The following is a 21562-nucleotide window of genomic DNA, read 5'->3' on the forward strand; positions in this document are numbered from 1 at the left end:
CTAAAGCTGCAGCTCGCTTTAATCTTTCGGCTTTGGCCTTTTACCTTTAGTCTTTTAGCTTAGAAACATGTTTTACAAACGCTTTACTTTTCGTTTAATATCCCGGTTGGTCCTCATTAACTTGTTGGGTTACCTGTTATTTTACCTGATTAAAAACACCCAATTGTGGTTCACTATTATTGGGGTAAGTTTAATTTTATTGGGTTCCATAATTTCGCTTTATTACTATATTAATGAAATCCGCTCTGATATTAAACGGTTTATCTTAGCGGTAAAAACCCGCGACCATACCCTGAATTTTAAAAACAAAGCCACAAAAGGAAGTTTTCCTGAACTATACGAATCATTTGGAGAAATTCTTCAGGTGCATAAACAAATTCGGATGGAACAGGAAGCTATGTTCCAATTAATTAAGACTATTTTAGAGCAGGTCCCTGTTGGTGTTATTGTAGTTAACAACACCAAAACGGTGCAAAATAATGAAGAAATTGCTTTTTTTAATCAAGCGGCATCAAACTTATTGGGCGTTCCTGCATATAAGTACTGGCATCGCCTGCAGCAACACCTGCCTGCTTTTGCTGATGAAATTGAACAGATTTCTTCAGGTGGGAAACGTTTCTTAGAGCTTAAGATTCAGGATAAACTCATTCAATTATCCACGGAAGTTATTCCTTTAAATCTTTACGGAAAGAATTATACCATCATCAGTTTTCAAAACATCAAAGATGAAATCGAGCAAAAGGAAACCGAGGCCTGGAATAGGTTAATCGGTGTAATTTCTCATGAAATATTAAATTCCATTACGCCAATAAGTTCGTTATCTGATACGATAAACAGTATGGTAACAAATAAAGAGAACCTGGATTTAGATGAAATGGAAGACCTGAAAACCGCCCTGCAAACCATTAAACGCCGTTCTACAGGTTTATTAGACTTTGTAAAAGATTATCGTTTAATCGCAGAATTACCAACACCAAATCTGGAATCGCATACGATTGGCGAAATCCTTAAGCACATCAAAGTGTTGATGCAACCTTTCGCAAAAGTTAAAAATGTGGTGCTGGATGTGGAACAGACTTCTTCAAAAATCACCGTTCAACTCGATTTGAAATTAATTGAGCAAGTTTTGATTAACCTGATTACAAACAGTATTTATTCGGTTGAAGAAAATGAAAATCCGCATATTTCTGTAAATTATCGACTGGAAAACACCAAACTTTACATCGATGTAACCGATAATGGAAAAGGAATTGAACCTGCGGATTTAGAAAAAATCTTTGTGCCGTTTTATACCACACGTAAAAATGGTTCGGGCATTGGCTTAACAATAAGCAGAAACATTATGAAAATGCATCGTGGCAGCATTGAAGTGGTTTCTAATCCGAATAAGCAAACAACTTTCTCGCTGTTGTTCAATTACGTTTAATTTTTTAAGATCATCTAAATGTTCTTTTGAAACAAAATTCAAACAAAAAATGTTTAAAGCACTTTTATTTATGTGGATACATTAAATACGAGTATGAAGACAGTTATAATATCGAACAGACTACCCGTTAAAATCATCGAGAAAAACAACGAGTATACGTTTATTCCGAGTGAGGGCGGTCTCGCTACCGGACTGGGCGACGTATATAAAACCGGTAACTCCATCTGGATCGGGTGGCCGGGGATCGAAATTCCTGAAGAACGCCAGGAAGAAGTGATACAGAAATTAGGCGAACTCAATCTTTATCCTGTTTTCCTTACCCAGGAAGAAATCAATTTATATTACGAGGGTTTTTCAAACGAAATATTATGGCCTGTTTTTCATTACCTCGTAACCTATGCGCATTACGAACAAACCTATTGGGATTGTTATAAATCGGTTAATGAAAAGTTTGCAAAAAGTGCCATGCAGGTACTTAGCCGGAGCGATAAAATATGGATTCAGGATTACCAGCTACTTTTGCTTCCGGGAATATTAAGAGAAAAATTACCTAATTCTACTATTGGATTTTTCCAGCATATACCCTTTCCATCTTATGAAATATTCAGGTTAATACCCTGGCGTGAAGAATTGTTGAGTGGATTGATAGGTGCAGATTTAATCGGGTTTCATACTTACGACGATGTTCGCCATTTCATAAGCACGGCAACACGTTTGCTGCTTGTAAACTCCTCATCCAATGTGCTGAACAGTAACGAAAGACAAATCGTTATCGAGGCTTTTCCAATGGGCATAGATTACGATAAGTTCTCTTCTTTTACAACTACTGAAACCGTTCAGCGGGAAATATCCAATTTTAAAACCGGAAAAGAGGGTGTAAAAATTATTCTTTCCATTGATAGGCTTGACTATAGCAAAGGTATTTTAGAACGATTGAGAGCGCTGGAATTGTTGCTACAAATTCATCCGGAATATATTGGGAAAATCGAATTGTTCATGATTGTAGTTCCATCAAGGGATACAGTTCCGCAATACAGCGAACTGAGGGAACAGATAGATCAGCTTGTTGGAAATATCAATGCCCGCTACCGTTCGATGGATTGGATTCCGGTAAATTATTTTTACCGTTCTTTCCCAATTGAAGTTCTGTCGGCACTTTATTCCTCAGCAGATATTTGCCTGGTAACACCCATGCGTGATGGCATGAACCTGGTTAGTAAAGAATACGTGGCAAGTAGAAATAACAACGATGGTGTATTGATTTTAAGTGAAATGGCAGGTGCATCAAAAGAATTAATGGATGCATTGATTGTAAACCCAAATAACCTTGGCGACATTATGGAGGCAATTGTTATCGCCTTGAAAATGCCTTTAGAAGAACAACAGCATCGCATGAAAGCCATGCGGGCAACCGTAGAAAAATTCAATGTAAATCATTGGGTAAATAATTTTATTTTAAAATTAAACGAAGTGAAAGAGTCTCAAAAATCACTATTAACAAAACATGCCGTAAATTCTATTAATGAAATTATTGCTACAAAATATGCTGCAACCAATAACAGAGTTTTGTTTTTAGATTATGACGGAACGTTGGTAGATTTTACCGGAAACATCGACGATGCCTCACCGGATAACGAATTATATGATTTGATTGAAAATCTTATCCTTGACAGTGCAAATACTGTTGTTATTATCAGCGGGCGGCGGCATGAAACGTTAGAAACCTGGTTCGGCCATTTAAAAGTTGATTTAATTGCTGAGCATGGTGCATGGCAGAAAACACAAGGAGAAAAATGGAACAGCCTGCCACTCCTTACCGACCAATGGAAAAGTGAAATCAAAGCGCTTTTAGAAACTTATACGGATAGAACGCCCGGTTCTTTTATTGAAGAAAAAAGTTATTCTTTAGTATGGCATTACCGCAAGGCGGAAGAAGGTTTAGGTGATTTAAGGGCAAATGAAATTGTAAGTCACATGAAAATTTTGGCAGCAGATAAAGGTTTGCAACTGATGCCAGGCAATAAGGTTATCGAATTTAAGAATATTGAAGTTAATAAGGGGAAAGCTGCGCTAAACTGGCTTTACGATAAACATCCTGATTTTATAATGGCACTTGGTGATGATCATACCGATGAAGATATTTTTAAGGCTTTACCTGGGGATGCCATAACGGTTAAGGTTGGCAATAACCTGTCTGAAGCGAAATATTACCTTAATGATTACAAAGAGGTAAGAAAATTACTCTGGAGTTTGGTTAAGGAGGAATTTGTGGAGAGAAATTAGTTTGTCGTTTTGTCATTCTGAACTTGTCGAAGAACTTTTTAAAGCATTTCGATGAATGCATGAAAGGATAATCAAAAAGAACCGTAATTTCGAGCGAAGCCGAGAAATCTTTGAACCAATAAACAATAGTTTAAAGATTTTAAAAAAACACCAATTTTGTTTGATTTGTCATTCTGAGCTTGTCGAAGAACTTTTTAAAGCATTTCGACAAGCTCAATGTGACAACTTCAGAAATTTTATTTTCGGCTACAAAAATATCGGTCTGTCCAGTTTAATCGCAATGCGATAAGCGGCATTCATTAAACCAACATGGCTGTACGCCTGAGGGAAATTCCCCCACTGGCTTCCTGTTTTCGCATCAACATCTTCACTGAACAGCAATAAGTGATTACAATATTTTATAATGTTCTCGAATTCTTTAATTGCTTCATCTGTTCTGCCTACACAAGCCAGCGCTTCCACATACCAGAAAGCACAAATTAAAAAGGTTGTTTTCGGTTTGCCGAAATCGTCGGCATGTAAATAGCGATAGAACAAACCATCTTCAGTTTTAAGTTCCTTTTCTAAAGCAATTAAATGATCTTTTGCTCGTTCTGATGCAGGGTCGAGGTAGTTCATCATAATCAACTGCAAAGTACTTGCATCTAAATGCGGACTGTCAATTGCATTGGTGTAAACCTTTCTTTCAGGATCATAACACGCTTCAATGTGTGCTGCAGCTTTATCAATTAAAATTTGTGCCCGCTGCTCAAAATCCTGGTTTCCAATGGTTTTCGCCATTTTTAGTGCCGCCTGTGCACCTGCCCACTGAAACAGATTACTATAGCAATGCACATTGGCTATATTTCTGAATTCCCAAATACCGGCATCTTTTTCGTCAATGGTTCTTTCGATTTTAGAAAGCACACTTTCAATCCATTTGACAGAATCGCTCCTTTCTGAAAATACAAAACGATGGTCGGTGTAAAGCGGCAACATCGAAATTAAAACCTGACCGTAAATATCATTTTGAATATGTTCGTAAGCCTGATTACCAATTCTGATTGGCTGTTCCCCCCTATACCCCTCCAGATGGTCTAAAGTATGCTCTGTAATTTCCCGCTCTCCTGCTATCCCGTATAAAGGTTGATAACGGGTATCTTCTGCATGAGAAATATCAGAGAGGTAATTGAAATACTTTTCCATTTCCTCAAAATGACCAATATGATTTAATGAAGTAAGCACATAATGAGAATCGCGCAGCCAACAATAACGGTAATCCCAGTTCCTTGTGCTTCCGGGCGATTCAGGCAGACTCGTTGTACTCGCCGCGATGATTGCACCGGTATCTTCGTACTGATGGATTTTTAAAACCAGAGCGGAACGAATTACAAACGGTTGGTAAAAACCTGCTATAGACGAATGTTTGATCCAAAGACGCCAATAAGCAATCGTATCCCGAAGGAAGTTTTCCGCAGTACTTACAACAGGTGCCTCAAGGTTCTGTCCATAAGTCATGATGAGGTATTTTGCTTCGTTCAATACAAATGCCTTTTCATCGAGGATATAAGTTATAGATACATTAGTACTCAAACGGATATTTTCATCGCAGCCTAAATAATCAATATGGTTACTTCCCCGGCTCGATTTCATTTTGCCTTTTCCGTAGTCACATACAGGTTCGCATTTTATAACTACCCGTGGATTTCCTTCCAGCGGTTCAATTTTACGGATAAACATTAAAGGTTTGAAATAGCGGTCGTAAAGGCGAAAGCGGGGGGCGAAATCCGTGATGCAATATTTACCGTCTTCGGCAGTGATTTCTGTGCGAAGTACATTGGTATTTTCAATATAATATTGCGTCGAAGTATATGCTCCCTGAGGTAAAATAGAGAACTCACCGCCTTTTTTCTTATCCAATAAACTTCCGAAAACGAAAGGGCTGTCGAAACGTGGCCAGCAAAGCCATGATATATCAGTATTTTTATTGATGTGTGCTAAAAAAGCACAATTTCCTATTATTCCGGTTTGATAGAGGTGTTGTTCAGCCATACGCTCATTTTGTGTTTATTTACTAACAAGCTTATGCCGAAAATGTTGGAGGGGCATTTGGATTTTTGTAAACCTATCATGTTTTCAAAACCTTATAGGTTTGAAATAAGCAAAAAAGCCGGTCTGAACGAATTCAAACCGGCCTAGTTAATGATAATGATTATCTTAAATTACTGTTCCGCTTGGCAAAACAGCGCCTTTTTTAACAACTACAATTCCATCTTTTACAGCATACAACTCAAAATCGCCATCCTCTAAATGTGGCCCGCCATTAATCTTTACATCGTTTCCGATGCGGCAGTTTTTATCGATGATGGCGTTATTGATGTAACACCTGTCGCCAATACCGATTAGCGAATTTCCTTTGTTCGTCTCTGTTTGAATTTCTTCCAGCGTTTGGTAACGGTCGCTACCCATAACATAAGTATTTGTTACAACTGTATGTTTACCAATGCGGGCCCTGATACCCAAAACCGCATGTTCAATTCTGCTCGCCTGAATAATACAACCCTCGGCAATAATGGCTTTTTCTAAAGTTGTACCAGAAATTTTTGACGGCGGCAACATCCTCGCGCGTGTAAATATGGTATGATTACTATCGAACATATTAAACTTCGGAATTTCATCCGTTAAGCCTAAGTTAGCCTCGAAAAAAGAAGAAATGTTACCAATATCTGTCCAGTAACCTTCGTACTGATAACTTAAAACACGACTTTGAGTAATTGCTCTAGGTAAAATCTCTTTACCGAAATCTTTTTCCTCTTCGTTTTCATTTAAGATATTAATTAAATATTCACGGTTGAAAACATAAATCCCCATAGAGGCTAAAAAGTTACGTCCTTCACCCTGCATTTCTTCGCCGGTATCAGAAACCCAATCCTCCAGACCGGTTTTCGGTTTTTCGATGAAAGAAGTGATCATGTTTTCTTCATCAGCTTTTAAAATACCGAAATCGGTTGCATCTTTTGCCGTAACCGGAATTGTAGCGATGGTAATTTCAGCATTTGCTTCGATGTGTTTCTCGATCATATCTTTAAAATCCATCTGATACAATTGATCGCCGGATAAAATTAAGATGTAATCGAACTCATGCGAAACAATGTGGTGCATACACTGGCGTACCGCATCGGCCGTTCCCTGGAACCAGCCGGCATTTTGTACCGTTTGCTCAGCGGCAAGAATATCAACAAAAGCCGTACTAAAATGGCTAAAATGATAGGTATTTTTAATGTGTTTATTTAGGGATGCTGAATTAAACTGTGTTAACACAAACATACGGTGGATACCAGAATTCAGGCAATTTGAAATCGGGATGTCTACCAGCCGATACTTACCTGCAATCGGAACTGCAGGTTTAGAACGTGTTTGTGTTAATGGCGATAGTCTAGAGCCCTGGCCACCGCCAAGGATAACGCCTAAAACTTTGTCAGTCATGTTTAAGCTTATTTTAATATTTGGTATAATTCTATGTAATTCGTTGCCGCCCTATCCCAGGAATGATCAATTTTCATCATGGTTTTACGTACAGCTTTAAAAGCTTTTTTATCATTGTATAAATCGACAGCACGATTTATGGCGTGCGTAACATCCCAAATGCTGGTTTGGTCGTGGCATAAACCAAAACCGCCATCGCCGATATCGATTACGGTATCTCTCAAACCGCCTACCCTACGCACGATTGGAACCGTTCCATATCGCAACGCGTAAAGCTGATTAAGCCCGCAAGGTTCAACCCTGGATGGCATTAAAAGAAAATCGGCACCTGCATACATCTCGTGCGAAACCTGTTCGTTATAGCCGATGTAAGCGTTGTACTTCCCTCCGAAAATATCTTTCAATTGATTTAATCTTCCCTCAACCCAATTTTCTCCAGAACCTAAAACCAGCACATTGATATTATCGCCGTGTTGCTGCAGCGCCGTGTAAAATATGTCAGGTAATAAATCTGCACCCTTTTCATCAACCAACCTCCCGATAAAGGTGAAAAGTGGTTTCGATGCGTCTAATTGAAAAACATCACATAGGGCCTTTTTGTTTGCCGCTTTCCCCGACTCCACCGTTTTTAAATTGTAACTTTTTCCAAGCATCGGATCCGTAGCCGGGTTCCAAACCTCACTATCGATTCCATTTAAAATCCCAACCGACTTCCAACGCTCCTGTCTTAACAAACTTTCCAATCCACGCGCATTGTTCATCATCTCTTCAAGATAACTTGGCGAAACGGTTGTTACCTTCCAGGCACATTTAATGGCAGAAGCCAATGGGTTAATGGCATCGTCCCAGCCCAGCAAACCACCCTTCCATAAATCGAAAGCGGGTAAATAATATAATTTATTCCAACCAAACTGCCCCTGATATTGTGCATTATGAATGGTTAAAATGGTAGGTACCTTACTGATATTCTGATATTTCAGGCAATTGGAGACCATAAAAGGCACTAAACCAGTATGGTGATCATGACAATGAATTACATCCGGACGATGCTCCCATTGTGCTATCCAATCCAAAGTAGCAATCTGAAAGGCAACAAAACGTTCGGTATCATCCCCGTAACCGTAAACATTTGGCCTGTCTGTTAAGCCCTGTATATGAATAATATATAAATCGAACCCTAGTTTATTGGTTTTTTCCCTTAAAACCCGATATTGAAAATGGTGGTTTCCATAATTCGACCAGGCATCGTGCGCCACCTCAAATTCACTTTCCCGAACAAACTTGGTTTCGTAGGCAGGAACAACCACTTTAGCAATGTGGCCAAGTTTATTTTGGTATTTTGGTAAGGCCCCTACCACGTCAGCTAATCCACCAACTTTCGCAACAGGGTAACACTCGGCGCTTATATGTATAATTTCCATCAAATATTTGGTGTAGATAACTCCGTTAAGTTAGTAATTGTTTTCTGATTTAAAAATAATCGAAAAATAATTTTTGTGTATACTCAAACCTATTAGCTTTTTGAAACCTCATAGGTTTAATCAAGAGTATGCGCCCACCAGACGCAAAAAAACCGCTAAACTTTCGTTAGCGGTCTTCAACAACAAAACAAATATATGATTCTTTAGTCCTTAATATTCCTCAGCAATAATTTCATAGAAATCCCTAATCGGCTGAAACTGCGGATGCAATGAAACTACATCTCCAAAAACTAAAAGTGCAGGTGCCTGGATTCTCTTATCTTCAACAATTTCAGCAATCGTGTCAACAATACCAACAGCAATTTTTTCATGCGGTGTAGAGCCATTTTCAATTACAGCTACAGGCAACAGCCCTTTACTTTCGGCTTGAAAAATAGCTGCAATTTCTTTTACTTTTGCCACACCATTTAAAACCACAATCGTAGCTTTTGTTTTTGCGGCGATGTATAAATCTTCAGAAATTTCTCCTTTTGAGTTGGTTCCGGTTACGGCCCAGAAGCTTTCGCTTAAATCTTTATAAATCATGGGTATTTTCTGTAAACTCGGTGCGCCTGTTGCACTCGAAATACCCGGAATAATTTCTGTTGGAATGCTATAGGATTCAGCAGCATCAATTTCTTCATAGCCTTTGGCAAAGAAAAACGGGTCACCGCTTTTTAAACGAACTACATGACCGTAATTTAAAGCGTAATCAACAATCAGTTTGTTTACTGCTTCTTGCGAAAAATCTTCATCATCCGTACGTTTCCCAATATAAACTTTTGGGATGCCATCAGGCGCATAACACAGTAAAGCTTCGTTCACATTTGCATCATACAAAACAACATCAGCTGTTTTTAATGCCTTAACACCTTTTAAACTGAATAAATCCGGGTCGCCAGGACCAGCACCTATTAATGTAATTTTTGGTTCAATGTTCGCTTTTTCTACTTTACTTAAAATCATGACAGAAAATATTAGCTCGTTACAATTCCTATTAATTACACAAATATATAAAGTCTATAGGAATTGTCGTAATTTATTTTAAAATAATTTTAAAAAGAAAAATAGATGATGTAAATGGATAACCAACTATCCTATTCATGTAGTTTTTGGGTCTTTTTGTTTTTTCCCTGGCAAGTGGAAATCTTGAAGCGAAAGGCATCAGGTTTGCATGATATAAAGATTTCTCGGCTACGCTCGAAATGACGATTGCGGTGCGCACTCAAAACAAAAAAAGTCTTAGTGAAACACTAAGACCAGGATTGGAAATTCTTAAAAATTAAGTATATATTTTCTCGGTTCCGGTCTGTGAGACACAGACCGGAGCATTGATTTGTATTGATCGGTTCCTGTTTGCGAGACAGAAATCAGGGCTTTGGCGATGTATTAAGTTTTTACTTTATGCCATTCTTATTTTTAATCCATTTAAATAACAGGAAGAAAATGAGTAAGGTTACAAGACCAATGACCACATTGCCCGCAGTGTGGTCAAAACTTAGTCCACGTTTATATTCGACATTAAAGGAATAAATTACTTTAACAAGAATTAAAATAACTAAGATACTTATAAAAATTTTTAAGCTTAAAGATTTCATTTTACACGGATAATAAATTTACTTACAAGGTACTTCTTCAAAAGTAAATTTCCCCGCTTCGTAGTTAATTGGTTTGCCTTTGACGAAATACGATCTGCCCAATGTCGTTTCGATTTGTGCAACACCCATTATCAGTTTACCATCTTTCTTTAAAAACGCTAATGGATTGGTAAATGCTCTGGTTGTATCACCACCGGTATTAAATCGATAATCGACCAGCAAGGTATCGCCATGAAATGTGCCGTCAATTTTACCATTGTTTTGCGGCTTTTCTCCATATTTAATTAACAGCGAACCTGTAACTTTCCCTGATGACATCTTTTTCACAATCATCGCAGCACTGTCCTTTTCAAAGGATGATGCATAACAGGTTTGATTAACTACTGAATCTGCCTTTGCGGCTTCTGCCTTTTTGTCTGATGAATTACAGGCATAAACAAATGGAAACGTAATTAGAGCGAGGTAAAAAAAAATTTTTTTCATGATTTGATTTTTGATTACGATTTATTCGAATATAACAATTGGATGAAATATTTTGATTATTTCCATAAAAGAAATATTCCAGAAACGAAAAACGGGGCTATCGTTACCGATGCCCCGCTGAAATTGCTTTCCCTCTAAATTAAAAACCAAGAGCCTTCATTATTATATTTGGTTGTGGTTTCCTTAAATTTTTGTAAAACATTCCCCATTTTACATTTTCCATCTTACATATTTTCCATTCTACATCTTCCATTCTACATCTTCCATTTTACATATTTTATTCCACTGCTGCCCTGAACATCAAAGCACCTACAGTTAAATTCGTTCTGCTGTCTATTAAAATCGCTGAACCATTTGCCCGGTTATCATCATATAAATCGAAAGCTAAAGCATCTGCGGTTTTTACAATTACACGACCGATATCATTCAATTTAAATTCATCTGCAGGATGTTTTTCTAATGTATTAATGTCAACCTTATGCAAAATCTCACTGATTTTACACTTTGTTACCTTACTGTTGTGTTGAATCAGGTACATAATCGAGGTATCTAAAGCACGTCCGTCCATCCAGCATAAATCGGCTTCAATTAGCTTCGACGCCTGCGGCAACGCTGATGCGTTTACAATCGTATCGCCGCGACTGATATCGACATCATCTTTTAAATGAATGGTAACCGACTGCCCCGCATGCGCAGCATCAGGCGTTTGGTCGAAGAACTCAATTTTTTCGATAGTAGAACTTGCACCCGACGGTAAAACCGTTACCCTATCGTTGAGCTTAAAAGTTCCGCTTAATACACGGCCGGCATAACCACGGTAATCATGCAGTTCGTCTGTTTGAGGGCGAATAACCCACTGCACAGGCATACGGGCCAATTGCGATTTATCCAGATTATCCGTATCAACCTGCTCCAAAAAGTGCAGTAAACTCTCGCCTTCGTACCAATCCATACGTTCAGAATTTTGAACGATGTTATCGCCTTTCAAAGCGCTGACCGGGATGTAAGTTACAGCTGCAAGTTTCAGTTGTTGCGCTAAAACTTTGTATTTATCAATTATGGAATTATAAACTTCTCCGCTGTAATCAACCATATCCATTTTGTTGATACAAACAACCAGGTGTTTGATACCCAATAACGAAACCAGGTAAGAATGGCGAATGGTTTGTTCTACAACACCGTTTCTGGCATCGATTAAAATAATAGCTAAATTCGCTGTAGATGCACCTGTAACCATATTTCTGGTATACTGAATGTGTCCCGGCGTATCGGCGATAATAAATTTACGTTTATCTGTTTGGAAATATTTGTAAGCGACATCAATGGTGATTCCTTGCTCCCGTTCCGCTCTTAAACCATCCGTTAAAATGGCTAAATCTATAGTTCCATCATCGTTTTTACGGTTAGAGTTTTGCAGGGCCTCCAACTGGTCTGCTAAAATGGAATCTGTATCGTATAACAAACGGCCGATTAAGGTACTTTTACCATCATCTACGCTGCCTGCTGTGAAAAATTTTAATATGTTCATGTTTAATAGTATTAAGATAAAAGTATTGAGATATTAGTATTAAGTATCAAGATATTAGTATCGGGTATCAAGATATATTGCAGTCTATCAAATCTATACTCATACTCAGTTTATTTAAAGGTTAGGTTTTTTAGTTTGCATCCAATCTTGATACCTGATACTCTCTACTTGATACTTGATACTCGCTACTTGATACTAATCAACCCCTTAAAAATACCCCCCTTTTTTCCGGTCTTCCATTGCAGCCTCCGATACTTTATCATCCATACGGGCACCTCGTTCCGAAATTTTTGATTCGCTGATTTCAGAAATAATGTCATCGATTAAAGTGGCCTCAGATTCTACTGCAGCGGTACAAGACATATCGCCGACGGTACGGAAACGAACTTGTTTGCGGAATACCACATCTTCATCATCCATATTTAAAAATGGTGATGCAGCCATTAACTGTCCATTTCTGGTAATTACTTCGCGTTCGTGTGCAAAATAAATACTTGGCAATTCAATGTTTTCCCTGCGGATATAATTCCAAACATCAAGTTCCGTCCAGTTGCTGATTGGGAAAATCCGCACGTTCTCACCCTTGTGAATTTTGCCGTTATAAATGTTCCAGAGTTCAGGACGCTGCCGTTTTGGATCCCACTGCCCGAATTCATCTCGAACAGAGAAAATGCGTTCCTTTGCCCTGGCTTTCTCCTCATCCCTGCGGGCACCGCCAATGCAGGCATCGAATTCGTATTTCGCAATCGTATCTAATAAAGTAACCGTTTGTAATGCGTTTCTGCTGGCATTTTTACCTTTTTGTTCCACCACTTTACCCTGGTCGATAGATTCCTGAACTGAACCAACAATTAATTTTTCGCCAATTCTTTTGATCATTTTATCGCGGTAATCTATTGTTTCCTGAAAGTTATGGCCGGTATCAATGTGCACCAAAGGAAAAGGAAATTTCCCCGGACGGAAAGCTTTTTCTGCTAAACGAACTAACGTAATGGAATCTTTTCCGCCAGAAAACAATAAAGCAGGTTTCTCAAATTGCCCCGCAACCTCACGTAATATATGAATGGCTTCGGCCTCCAGTTCATCTAAGTAATCAAAATTATATGTACTCATTTTTTATCGTTATTCGTTGTTCGTTACTCGTTGTTCGTTCTTAGAAGCATAACTTAAAAACGACAGACGAAAAACGACAAACGTATTTTTTATCTTATTCATTATCTGCGACAACTTCTTCTGCTGTATTATGCAAGCCACATTCTTTTTTACTTTGGTCTTCCCACCACCATCTTCCGGCTCTGAAATCTTCGCCGGGTTGTACTGCTCTCGTACACGGTGCGCAGCCGATACTCGGAAAACCTTTATCGTGTAAAGTATTGTATACGATGTTATTTTCCCTGATATAGGTTTTCACGTCTTCTAAAGTCCAATTGAAAATAGGGTGAAATTTTAGCAGTTGATTGCTTTCATCCCATTCCAAATCGTGCATATCTTCCCGGTTCGGGCTCTGCTCTGCCCTGATACCTGTTACCCAAACTTCATTGCCTTTTAACGCTCTTTTTAAAGGTTCGATTTTACGGATATAACAGCATTCTTTTCTATTTTCTACTGATTCGTAAAAACTGTTCGGCCCTTTAGTATTAACCATATCCTGCAACAATTCATTCTGCGGATAATAAGCATGGATGGGTTGGTTATACACTTCTAAAGTACGGTTCCACACATAATAGGTTTCAGGAAATAATCGTCCGGTTTCAAGGGTAAAAACTTTAATCGGAATGTTATTGCTAAAAATCAAATGTGTAATGGCCTGGTCTTCCCAGCCAAAACTGGTTGAAAAGATAATTCTGCCGGCATATTTATCTGCCAGATGGTTCAATCTTTCTATTGTATTCAACCCTGAAAGTGCTGTTTTTAATTGCTCTACTTCCATCACCAAATCAATTTTAAGATAAAAAGAATAACACTACGCAAACTTACCAGCATTACAATTATCCCCACAGCTACCATAATGGTTTTTGCAGAAATTTTGTTAGAAACCCTTGCCGCAATTGGCGATGCAATGGCACTACCGATAATCAAGCCAACAACTGCTTCCCAGTGTTTGCCGCCTAACATGGTAAAAAATGTCAGGGAACTCAAGGTAGCGATGAAAAATCTACTGATTTTTACCGTTCCCAAAGAAAATAACGGATGCCGGCCGCCAGCGATTAAAGTCGACAATACGATCGAACCCCAGCCACCACCAAAAGCAGCATCGATAAAACCACCGAAAAAACCAAGTAATCCAATTTTTTTAATTTTTTGATCGGCTTTTTTCCTTTTAATATTAAAAGCTTTCATCAAAATAATAGCCCCTAAAATTAAAGTGTAAACGCCAACAATAGGCTTAACATAAGAACTGTAATGCTCCAGTGAAGATAATATATAAGCACCCATAACGGCTCCTACGATTGCCGGAATAATTAAAATCCTGAACAATTTCCAATTCACATTACCCATTCGATAATGCATCCAACCGGCAATTCCATTACTCATCACTTCAGAAATGTGAATGGCCATACTTGCTGAGGCTGGCGGCAAACCCATGGCCAATGAAAAGGATGCGGTTGTTACGCCGTACGACATTCCGATGGCTCCATCTATCAATGCAAATAAAAATCCCGCACCTAAAAACCAGTAAAATAGCGGGTCGATGTTGATTAAGAAAGATTGAAATTCAGGTTCCGTATTCCAAAGGGTAAATCCAATTGAACCAATTAATAAAATAGCCGCTACCCAAATTAACCATTTTATGTAACGCTCCGGAAATCTCTTTTTAGGATTGATTAAACTTTGGGTAACCTTGTTCAGCTTTTTGACCTTTGCCGAAAAATCGCCATTTAGCGTTTGGCGCAATGCATTCATATTTTGTAAAGTTTCATCCAGCTCTGCAGGAATCCCCTCATTCAAAATCTGCTTTAAACGCTTTGCAATTGTTGGCGATTTGCCATTGGTAGAAATCGCAATTTTTAAATCGCCTTTCTGAACGATAGAACCTAAATAGAAATCGCACAAATCCGGTTTATCAGCGACATTAATCAGCAAACCTTTTTCATGTGTAACTACCCTGATCTCTTCGTTTAAAATTTTATTGTTTGTTGCCGCGAAAACGATGTCGATATTTTCTAAATCCGAAACATCAAAGCTTTTCTGTTTTACTTTTATTTGCGGATAATTTGCAATAAGCGCATAAACCTCGGATGATACAACTTCAGCAACAATGGTAATTTTAGCCTGTTGACTGTTATTTACAATCGCTGTTAATTTTTCCAGACCAATATTTCCTGCACCAATTAATAATGTACGCAACTTATTCAGCTTTATAAAAACCGGAAATAGCTGATTCCCTTGCTCCTCTTCAGAGAAAGCCGCTGCATCATCACGTTGGTTAGGCAATACTTGCATACTGTTTTACTAAGTTTTTAAATGAAGGATGTAAGGAAACGACTTCACCAAAAATTAAGAGTGCAGGTGCTTTAATATTTTCTTCCTTAACCAGGCCTTCGATGGTTTCGACCACGCCCACCACTAATTTCTCATCTTCGGACGAACCGTTTTGAACTACTGCAGCCGGAAGACTTTGCCTGCCTGCTGCCTTAAAGATTTCAACAATTTTTGATAGTTTTTTCAGGCCCATTAATACCAAAACCGTAGCGTTTGATGTTGCAGCCTGATAAATATCGTTTGAAACTTCGCCTGAAGTTGTCGTACCCGTAATTACCCAGAAGCTTTCACTTAATCCGCGGTGTGTAACCGGAATTTGTTGTAAGCCCGGAACGCCAATCGAGCTCGAAATGCCAGGAATTACATCAACCGGGATGCTATAAGATGCAGCATAATCCAACTCTTCATAACCTCTGCCAAAAACAAAAGGGTCGCCACCTTTTAAACGAACCACATGACCATAATTTAAAGCATAATCAATCATTAACTTATTGATCGTTTCCTGCGGATAAGAATGTTCGCCCGAACGTTTCCCAACATAAACTTTTATGGCATCAGCTGGTGCATGTTCTAATAGTGCCTCATTTGTTAACGCATCGTACAAAACCACATCTGCAGCCTGCAAAGCCTTAACGCCTTTTAGGGTTAATAGGTCAGGGTCGCCGGGACCAGCACCTAAAAGGGTAATTTTCGATTCTTTATTTTGATTAACCATGTTTTTAAAATTTTATGCCTAAATGATTAAACCGTTTTACGCAAAGCATTTAGCGTTTGAACGGTCTCAATTCTCATTTAACTGCTATAGCTCTCTTTTCTTTAATTTGGGTTAAAAACTCCTTAGCTTGGTTAAAATAGCTTTCAGCAAAATCTGCTGTTGGCTCATTTTTATTGATTTGTAAAACCAAATCTGAAAAGTTAGTCGATAAATTAAATTCGCCGGTTTCCACGTAGTGGTTATCAAATTCCCGGATCACGCCAACCTGTGTACTACTATTTACACCCTTATCTAAAAGCAATGATTTTGCAGCGCTGACAAAAGTGCTGTAGGTATGGTAAATCGCATCAGCGTAGGCGCCTTTATCTAAATTTTGTTTCGCCCAACCGAATTTTTCATCGGCCTCTAATAGCAAGGTAGCAACCAAATCAATTACGACGCCTGCACATTCACCTACACCAATCGCCGTGGCAAATTGCTCCACGTGACCCCAATCCACAAATTCTTCCTGCTGAAGATTGGTTAAATCGGCCAATGGTTTTAACAGTTGATAAAAGTGGTCTTTACCTTTTCTATCGTAGTACTGGTGGAAATTTTCATTCGCTTCGTTATTTGCTTTAAAATCGTTTAAGATAAAATGCAAAACGCTGGTTGCTCTTTTCGATGGCACTTTAATCACACGTTCGGCCACACGACCAACACCATTTCCAACTGTTCCGCCGCCAAGCATAACCTGAACTGCCGGAACAACTTTTCCCTCCGCTTTTACCGAGCTGCCATGAAAGCCAATTTCCGCTAAACCATGCTGACCGCAAGAATTCATGCAGCCACTGATTTTTATCTTGATGTTTTTTTCATAAATAAACTCAGGGAAATCGGTGTAAATCACATCTTCCAGCACTTCGGCTAAGGTCATTGAATTGGAAATCCCCAGGTTACAGGTATCTGTTCCGGGGCAAGTGGTAATATCCGCTAAACTATCGAAACCGGCAGTCGTAAAACCGATTTTGTTCAATGCTGCATATAATGATGGCAATGCCTCCTGACGAACAAACTTTAAAAGCAAACCCTGATTTTGTGTAATCCTGATTTCGTCTGCAACATAAGGTTTAATGGCTTCGACAAAAGCCCGGGCCTTATCTGTTTTGATGTCACCAACCTGAACTTTCACATAAACGGAATAAAAACCAGCTTGTTTTTGTTCTACAACATTCGTTGCCGACCAATGTTTATAATGCGTTTCATTCAGAATTTCAACTGCAGCATAATTTTGCTCCGCGGGTAAAGCGGGTTGAGGAACGGCATCTCTATCAATTACAAAAGTTTTTACCTTGTTGGCGATGCGTTCTTCGGCAACCAAGCGTAAAACTTCTTCCAAGCCCAGTTTTTGAACCAAATATTTTAAACGGGCCTTATTTCTGTTGGTACGTTCGCCATAGCGGTCGAAAACACGCAACACAGATTCGGTAAATGGAATGAGTTGATCTTCAGGCAAAAATTCATGAACAGGGCTTGCTAAAAAGGGCTGTGCACCTAAACCACCTGCAAATAGAACCTTAAAACCAAGTTCGCCATTCTCGTTAATTTTTGGAATGAAACCTAAATCATGAATATAACTAAAAGCTGTATCCTTATCGCTTGAGGAGAAAGAAATTTTAATCTTTCTGCCCATTTCCTGGCAAATCGGGTTACGCAAAAAGTATTTAAAAACCGCATGCGCGTAAGGGGAAACATCAAAAGGTTCATCCTTATCAATTCCCGAATTCGGTGATGCGGTTACATTACGAACCGTATTTCCACAAGCCTCGCGAAGGGTAATATCATCTTGCTCCAGTTTTGCCCAAAGCTCCGGCGTTCTATCTAAACTCACATAATGCAACTGAATATCCTGGCGGGTGGTTAAGTGCAAATTGCCGCTTCCATATTCATCGGCGATATCGGCTATACGCAATAATTGTTTAAAAGTTACCTTTCCAAACGGCAACTTAATGCGTATCATCTGTACGCCGGGCTGTCTTTGTCCGTAAACACCGCGGGCCAGGCGTAAACTTCTAAATTTCTCGTCGTGAATGGTGCCATCGCGAAAAGCTTTAATTTTATGCTCTAAATCGATAATGTCTTGCTCGACAATATTGTTTTCGAGTTCTGTTCTGAAACTTTGCATGTTGTGTTGTTAGCTTTTATTCAAAAAATGCCTCTCTTTTACCGAGAAGCATCCAATATTTTATACCTATAAATTATTCAAATACCCTCATCTACTTTGTTTTACAACAATAATAAGTCATCAGGATACCGGTTTGGCTATGTATAAAATTAAAGTTCATCTGCCAAATATATAAAGTATATAGGAATAGTCGTAATTTTTCTTAAAAAAGATTGTTTAATGACTTTGACAGGAATCCGGATGGTTGTCAGGATAGGCTTATTACTACATCTTCCTCAGAGACTCTGAAAATCCGATAACTACCGGATTAGGGTAACGACCTGCCATAAAATAAAAAAATTGATTTTTCCTAAAGATTATCGATACCCAGTTTCAAAGTATCTTCTCTGCCGATAACATCAGCAATACTGGTTTCACTTAAAACTTTAAGTGTTGCGTCTCTCACATCAATAAATGCACTTCTGATGCCACAAGTTTTCTCATCAACACATTCATCACATTTGTGGTAAAAGTTTAAACTTGCGCAAGGCACCATCGCAATCGGTCCGTCGGTAACACGCATGACCTGAACAAGTAAAATTTCCTCAGGTTTTTTATTCAGACTATAGCCACCTCCTGCACCTTTCTTACTATATAAAAAGCCGGCATTGCGTAAATCTAAAAGAATTTGCTCCAGGAATTTCTTGGGAATATGCTCCTCCTCCGCAATCTTTGAGATTTGCATAGGTGGCTTTTCTATATTTTTACCAAGTGCAACGAGTGCCTTAATGGCGTATTTGGTTTTTTTGGATAGCATATTTCTACAAAGCTAATAAAAGAATGTAAGATATAAAATAGGTTTGTTTTGGCGAATAACTTATCAAACAAATCGCGAACAATTGTTATTCATCAAATAATCGTAAAAAAATGCAAACTACAATCCCTAAATATTTTAATATGGGTTTAAAAATTACTTTTACTTAATTTTTAAACCCATATTAAATGAAACGGAAACTCAGTTTATTACCGATTCTTATAATTACCTTATTATTTTTTGCACTAAACGCTTACGTATTATCAGGTTTACAAACATTAAATGGTTCAGCTTACCTGAATCCGGTTTTCTGGATTTTTATTGTAGGACTTACTTTTGCACTTTTTTATGCCATACAGCAAATGCGTATACAGGGTATGAACCGTTTTTTTCAAATTGTTAGCCATACTTTTCTAATCGTATTTGCTGCAGAAACCGTTTTTGCAATTTTCTTACTATTTGGAGATCTTTATCGCCTTGTATTGGCACTTAATTCCGTTTTCCAGCCGGAAGGTTTTCATTGGGTTGCCAGAAGTAATTATTGGGTAGATTTTGCATTTGTTATGTTCTGTGTTACTATAGCATTATTTGCCTACGGAATTACGCAGGGAAAATATGCTTACCGGGTTATAAAACATACTTTGTATTTTGAAGACTTACCGGAAAATTTTGATGGTTTTACACTTACACAAATTTCAGATGTTCATGCCGGAAGTTTTACCAATCCGAAGGCCGTGCAAAAAGGAATCGATATGATTAACGCTCAAAAGAGCGATTTATTTGTCTTTACAGGCGATTTAGTTAATAACGCGTCTTCAGAAATTATTCCTTATATCGGCCATTTTTCTCAGATTAAAGCACCTTTTGGCCAATTTTCCGTGTTAGGTAACCATGATTATGGCGACTATGTGAAATGGCCTTCTGAACCGGCAAAAGCCCAAAATCTTCAGCAATTAAAAGATTACCATAAAAAATTAGGGTTCAGATTACTACTGGATGAACATGTTGAGTTGGTAAAAGGAGGCGAAAAAATTATACTTGCCGGGATAGAAAACTGGGGCATCGGTTTTGGCGAACGTGGCGATCTAGATAAAGCGCTGCAAAATACTGCCGCCGGTGATTTTAAAATCCTGTTATCACACGATCCTTCACACTGGGATGCCCGGGTAAAAAATTATCCATCAAAAATCCAATTATCATTAGCCGGCCACACGCATGGGATGCAATTTGGCATTGAAGCCTTTGGCCTGAAATGGAGTCCGGTAAAATATCGTTATAAACATTGGGCTGGTATCAAAACCGAAAATGGACGTTATCTAAATGTAAACCGCGGCTTTGGCTTTCTGGGCTTTTCAGGCCGGATTGGTATCTGGCCGGAGATTACCGTGATTGAATTAAAGCGGAAATAACATTTTCAACTTTACCGGCAAATTCGCTATAAAAAAGTTGACAACGCTAACCCCCATGGTCTGCGTCCGCACAGACATGCAGAATTATTGGTTGGTGAGCCACCAACCAAGGAGTCTACCATGAAGAATTATTGGTTGCTAAACCACCAACCAAGCATCGAATCATCAAATAGCGTTGTCAACTTTACTGCAAATTCGCTATAACAAAGTTAACAACGCTAACCCCCATGGTCTGCGTCCGCACAGACCATGAAGAATTATTGGTTGCTGAGCCACCAACCAGGGAGTCGCTTTACCCTGCAAATTCATTATACTAAAGTTGACAATGCTTACCCCCTTGGACTGCGTCCACATAGACAATAAAGAATAATTGGTTGCTGAGCCACGAACCAGGGAGTCGACTAATCCGAATACTTTTCTGTTAACCAATATGGCCAGCCAGTTTTGACAGACTTGCAAGTGTTACATCCTGCAATAACCATGAGCATCCGTATTTATTCCTGTGCTTCAATTTATAGACCATTCATGCCTTTAGTTAAATAAAAATAAAGCAAAGTTCGATTTAGGCAAAAAAAATCATATAAAATTTAAATATAATTTTCTAATTATCAAATATTTACAAAATAAATTAAATATTATTTTTATTCAATCTAAATAAAAATATAATTTTGTCTAGATGATAAATGCTAATTATGAATACGGAGCTATCTGATTAGCCATTAAAATAATGTGAGCCCATTATTTTATAACCTCTA

Annotated in this window: 15 protein-coding genes; 3 read left to right on the forward strand and 12 right to left on the reverse strand. The window is 38.4% G+C overall.

Features of this window, described 5'->3' with window-relative positions; genetic code table 11:
- Window positions 1-163: 163 nt before the first annotated feature.
- Both O0931_RS08890 and O0931_RS08895 read left to right on the forward strand, forming a co-directional pair.
- Window positions 164-1426 carry a sensor histidine kinase gene (locus O0931_RS08890; RefSeq protein ID WP_269415207.1) on the forward strand — a complete coding sequence of 421 codons (1263 nt, stop codon included), beginning with the start codon at window positions 164-166 and terminating at the stop codon, window positions 1424-1426.
- 93 nt (window positions 1427-1519) lie between these two features.
- Window positions 1520-3709 carry a bifunctional alpha,alpha-trehalose-phosphate synthase (UDP-forming)/trehalose-phosphatase gene (locus O0931_RS08895; protein WP_269415208.1) on the forward strand — a complete coding sequence of 730 codons (2190 nt, stop codon included), beginning with the start codon at window positions 1520-1522 and terminating at the stop codon, window positions 3707-3709.
- A gap of 246 nt (window positions 3710-3955) precedes the next feature.
- Here the strand turns inward: O0931_RS08895 and O0931_RS08900 are convergent, their stop codons facing one another.
- The 12 genes from O0931_RS08900 to O0931_RS08955 all read right to left on the reverse strand — a co-directional run bounded on the left by O0931_RS08900 (window position 3956) and on the right by O0931_RS08955 (window position 19401).
- Window positions 3956-5740, reverse strand: a complete 1785-nt coding sequence (locus O0931_RS08900; protein ID WP_269415209.1) for a glycoside hydrolase family 15 protein — start codon at window positions 5738-5740, stop codon at window positions 3956-3958.
- A 165-nt stretch (window positions 5741-5905) separates the two neighbouring features.
- Entirely contained in the window at window positions 5906-7174 is a 1269-nt protein-coding gene (locus tag O0931_RS08905; protein WP_269415210.1) for a glucose-1-phosphate adenylyltransferase, read from the reverse strand.
- An 8-nt stretch (window positions 7175-7182) separates the two neighbouring features.
- The gene (locus O0931_RS08910; protein ID WP_269415211.1) at window positions 7183-8595 is read right to left on the reverse strand and encodes a glycogen synthase; all 1413 of its coding nucleotides are present in this window, start codon (window positions 8593-8595) and stop codon (window positions 7183-7185) included.
- Between the two features lie 210 nt (window positions 8596-8805).
- Complete coding sequence (gene cobA / locus O0931_RS08915; protein ID WP_269415212.1) at window positions 8806-9600, reverse strand: uroporphyrinogen-III C-methyltransferase; 795 nt, start codon at window positions 9598-9600, stop codon at window positions 8806-8808.
- Window positions 9601-10250: 650 nt separating this feature from the next.
- On the reverse strand, window positions 10251-10715 hold the full coding sequence (locus tag O0931_RS08920) for a hypothetical protein (protein WP_269415213.1): 465 nt from the start codon (window positions 10713-10715) through the stop codon (window positions 10251-10253).
- Between the two features lie 277 nt (window positions 10716-10992).
- Complete coding sequence (locus O0931_RS08925; RefSeq protein ID WP_269415214.1) at window positions 10993-12243, reverse strand: sulfate adenylyltransferase subunit 1; 1251 nt, start codon at window positions 12241-12243, stop codon at window positions 10993-10995.
- Between the two features lie 207 nt (window positions 12244-12450).
- Entirely contained in the window at window positions 12451-13356 is a 906-nt protein-coding gene (gene cysD, locus O0931_RS08930; protein WP_269415215.1) for a sulfate adenylyltransferase subunit CysD, read from the reverse strand.
- A gap of 94 nt (window positions 13357-13450) precedes the next feature.
- The gene (locus tag O0931_RS08935) at window positions 13451-14173 is read right to left on the reverse strand and encodes a phosphoadenylyl-sulfate reductase (RefSeq protein WP_269415216.1); all 723 of its coding nucleotides are present in this window, start codon (window positions 14171-14173) and stop codon (window positions 13451-13453) included.
- Window positions 14173-15687 (reverse strand): TSUP family transporter, encoded by a 1515-nt coding sequence (locus tag O0931_RS08940; protein ID WP_269415217.1) that lies wholly within the window; start codon window positions 15685-15687, stop codon window positions 14173-14175. Before O0931_RS08940 ends, O0931_RS08935 begins: the two co-directional genes overlap by 1 nt.
- Window positions 15671-16441, reverse strand: coding sequence for a uroporphyrinogen-III C-methyltransferase (gene cobA / locus O0931_RS08945; protein WP_269415218.1), 771 nt, complete (start codon window positions 16439-16441; stop codon window positions 15671-15673). Before cobA (O0931_RS08945) ends, O0931_RS08940 begins: the two co-directional genes overlap by 17 nt.
- A 73-nt stretch (window positions 16442-16514) precedes the next feature.
- Entirely contained in the window at window positions 16515-18605 is a 2091-nt protein-coding gene (locus O0931_RS08950) for a HEPN domain-containing protein (RefSeq protein WP_269415219.1), read from the reverse strand.
- A gap of 349 nt (window positions 18606-18954) precedes the next feature.
- Window positions 18955-19401 carry an RrF2 family transcriptional regulator gene (locus O0931_RS08955; protein ID WP_269415220.1) on the reverse strand — a complete coding sequence of 149 codons (447 nt, stop codon included), beginning with the start codon at window positions 19399-19401 and terminating at the stop codon, window positions 18955-18957.
- Between the two features lie 185 nt (window positions 19402-19586).
- Between O0931_RS08955 and O0931_RS08960 the strand changes: the two genes are divergently transcribed.
- Window positions 19587-20807 (forward strand): metallophosphoesterase, encoded by a 1221-nt coding sequence (locus O0931_RS08960; protein ID WP_269415221.1) that lies wholly within the window; start codon window positions 19587-19589, stop codon window positions 20805-20807.
- Window positions 20808-21562 lie beyond the last annotated feature (755 nt).

It is taken from the genome of Pedobacter rhodius (assembly GCF_027213645.1).
GTDB lineage: Bacteria > Bacteroidota > Bacteroidia > Sphingobacteriales > Sphingobacteriaceae > Pedobacter > Pedobacter rhodius.

Bases quoted from the DNA above. Each gene is read 5' to 3' on its own strand.
- O0931_RS08895 (WP_269415208.1), top strand. From the start codon at position 1,520: ATGAAGACAGTTATAATATCGAACAGACTACCCGTTAAAATCATCGAG.
- O0931_RS08900 (WP_269415209.1), bottom strand. From the start codon at position 5,740: ATGGCTGAACAACACCTCTATCAAACCGGAATAATAGGAAATTGTGCT.
- O0931_RS08905 (WP_269415210.1), bottom strand. From the start codon at position 7,174: ATGACTGACAAAGTTTTAGGCGTTATCCTTGGCGGTGGCCAGGGCTCT.
- O0931_RS08910 (WP_269415211.1), bottom strand. From the start codon at position 8,595: ATGGAAATTATACATATAAGCGCCGAGTGTTACCCTGTTGCGAAAGTT.
- cobA (WP_269415212.1), bottom strand. From the start codon at position 9,600: ATGATTTTAAGTAAAGTAGAAAAAGCGAACATTGAACCAAAAATTACA.
- O0931_RS08920 (WP_269415213.1), bottom strand. From the start codon at position 10,715: ATGAAAAAAATTTTTTTTTACCTCGCTCTAATTACGTTTCCATTTGTT.
- O0931_RS08925 (WP_269415214.1), bottom strand. From the start codon at position 12,243: ATGAACATATTAAAATTTTTCACAGCAGGCAGCGTAGATGATGGTAAA.
- cysD (WP_269415215.1), bottom strand. From the start codon at position 13,356: ATGAGTACATATAATTTTGATTACTTAGATGAACTGGAGGCCGAAGCC.
- O0931_RS08935 (WP_269415216.1), bottom strand. From the start codon at position 14,173: ATGGAAGTAGAGCAATTAAAAACAGCACTTTCAGGGTTGAATACAATA.
- O0931_RS08940 (WP_269415217.1), bottom strand. From the start codon at position 15,687: ATGCAAGTATTGCCTAACCAACGTGATGATGCAGCGGCTTTCTCTGAA.
- cobA (WP_269415218.1), bottom strand. From the start codon at position 16,441: ATGGTTAATCAAAATAAAGAATCGAAAATTACCCTTTTAGGTGCTGGT.
- O0931_RS08950 (WP_269415219.1), bottom strand. From the start codon at position 18,605: ATGCAAAGTTTCAGAACAGAACTCGAAAACAATATTGTCGAGCAAGAC.
- O0931_RS08955 (WP_269415220.1), bottom strand. From the start codon at position 19,401: ATGCTATCCAAAAAAACCAAATACGCCATTAAGGCACTCGTTGCACTT.
- O0931_RS08960 (WP_269415221.1), top strand. From the start codon at position 19,587: ATGAAACGGAAACTCAGTTTATTACCGATTCTTATAATTACCTTATTA.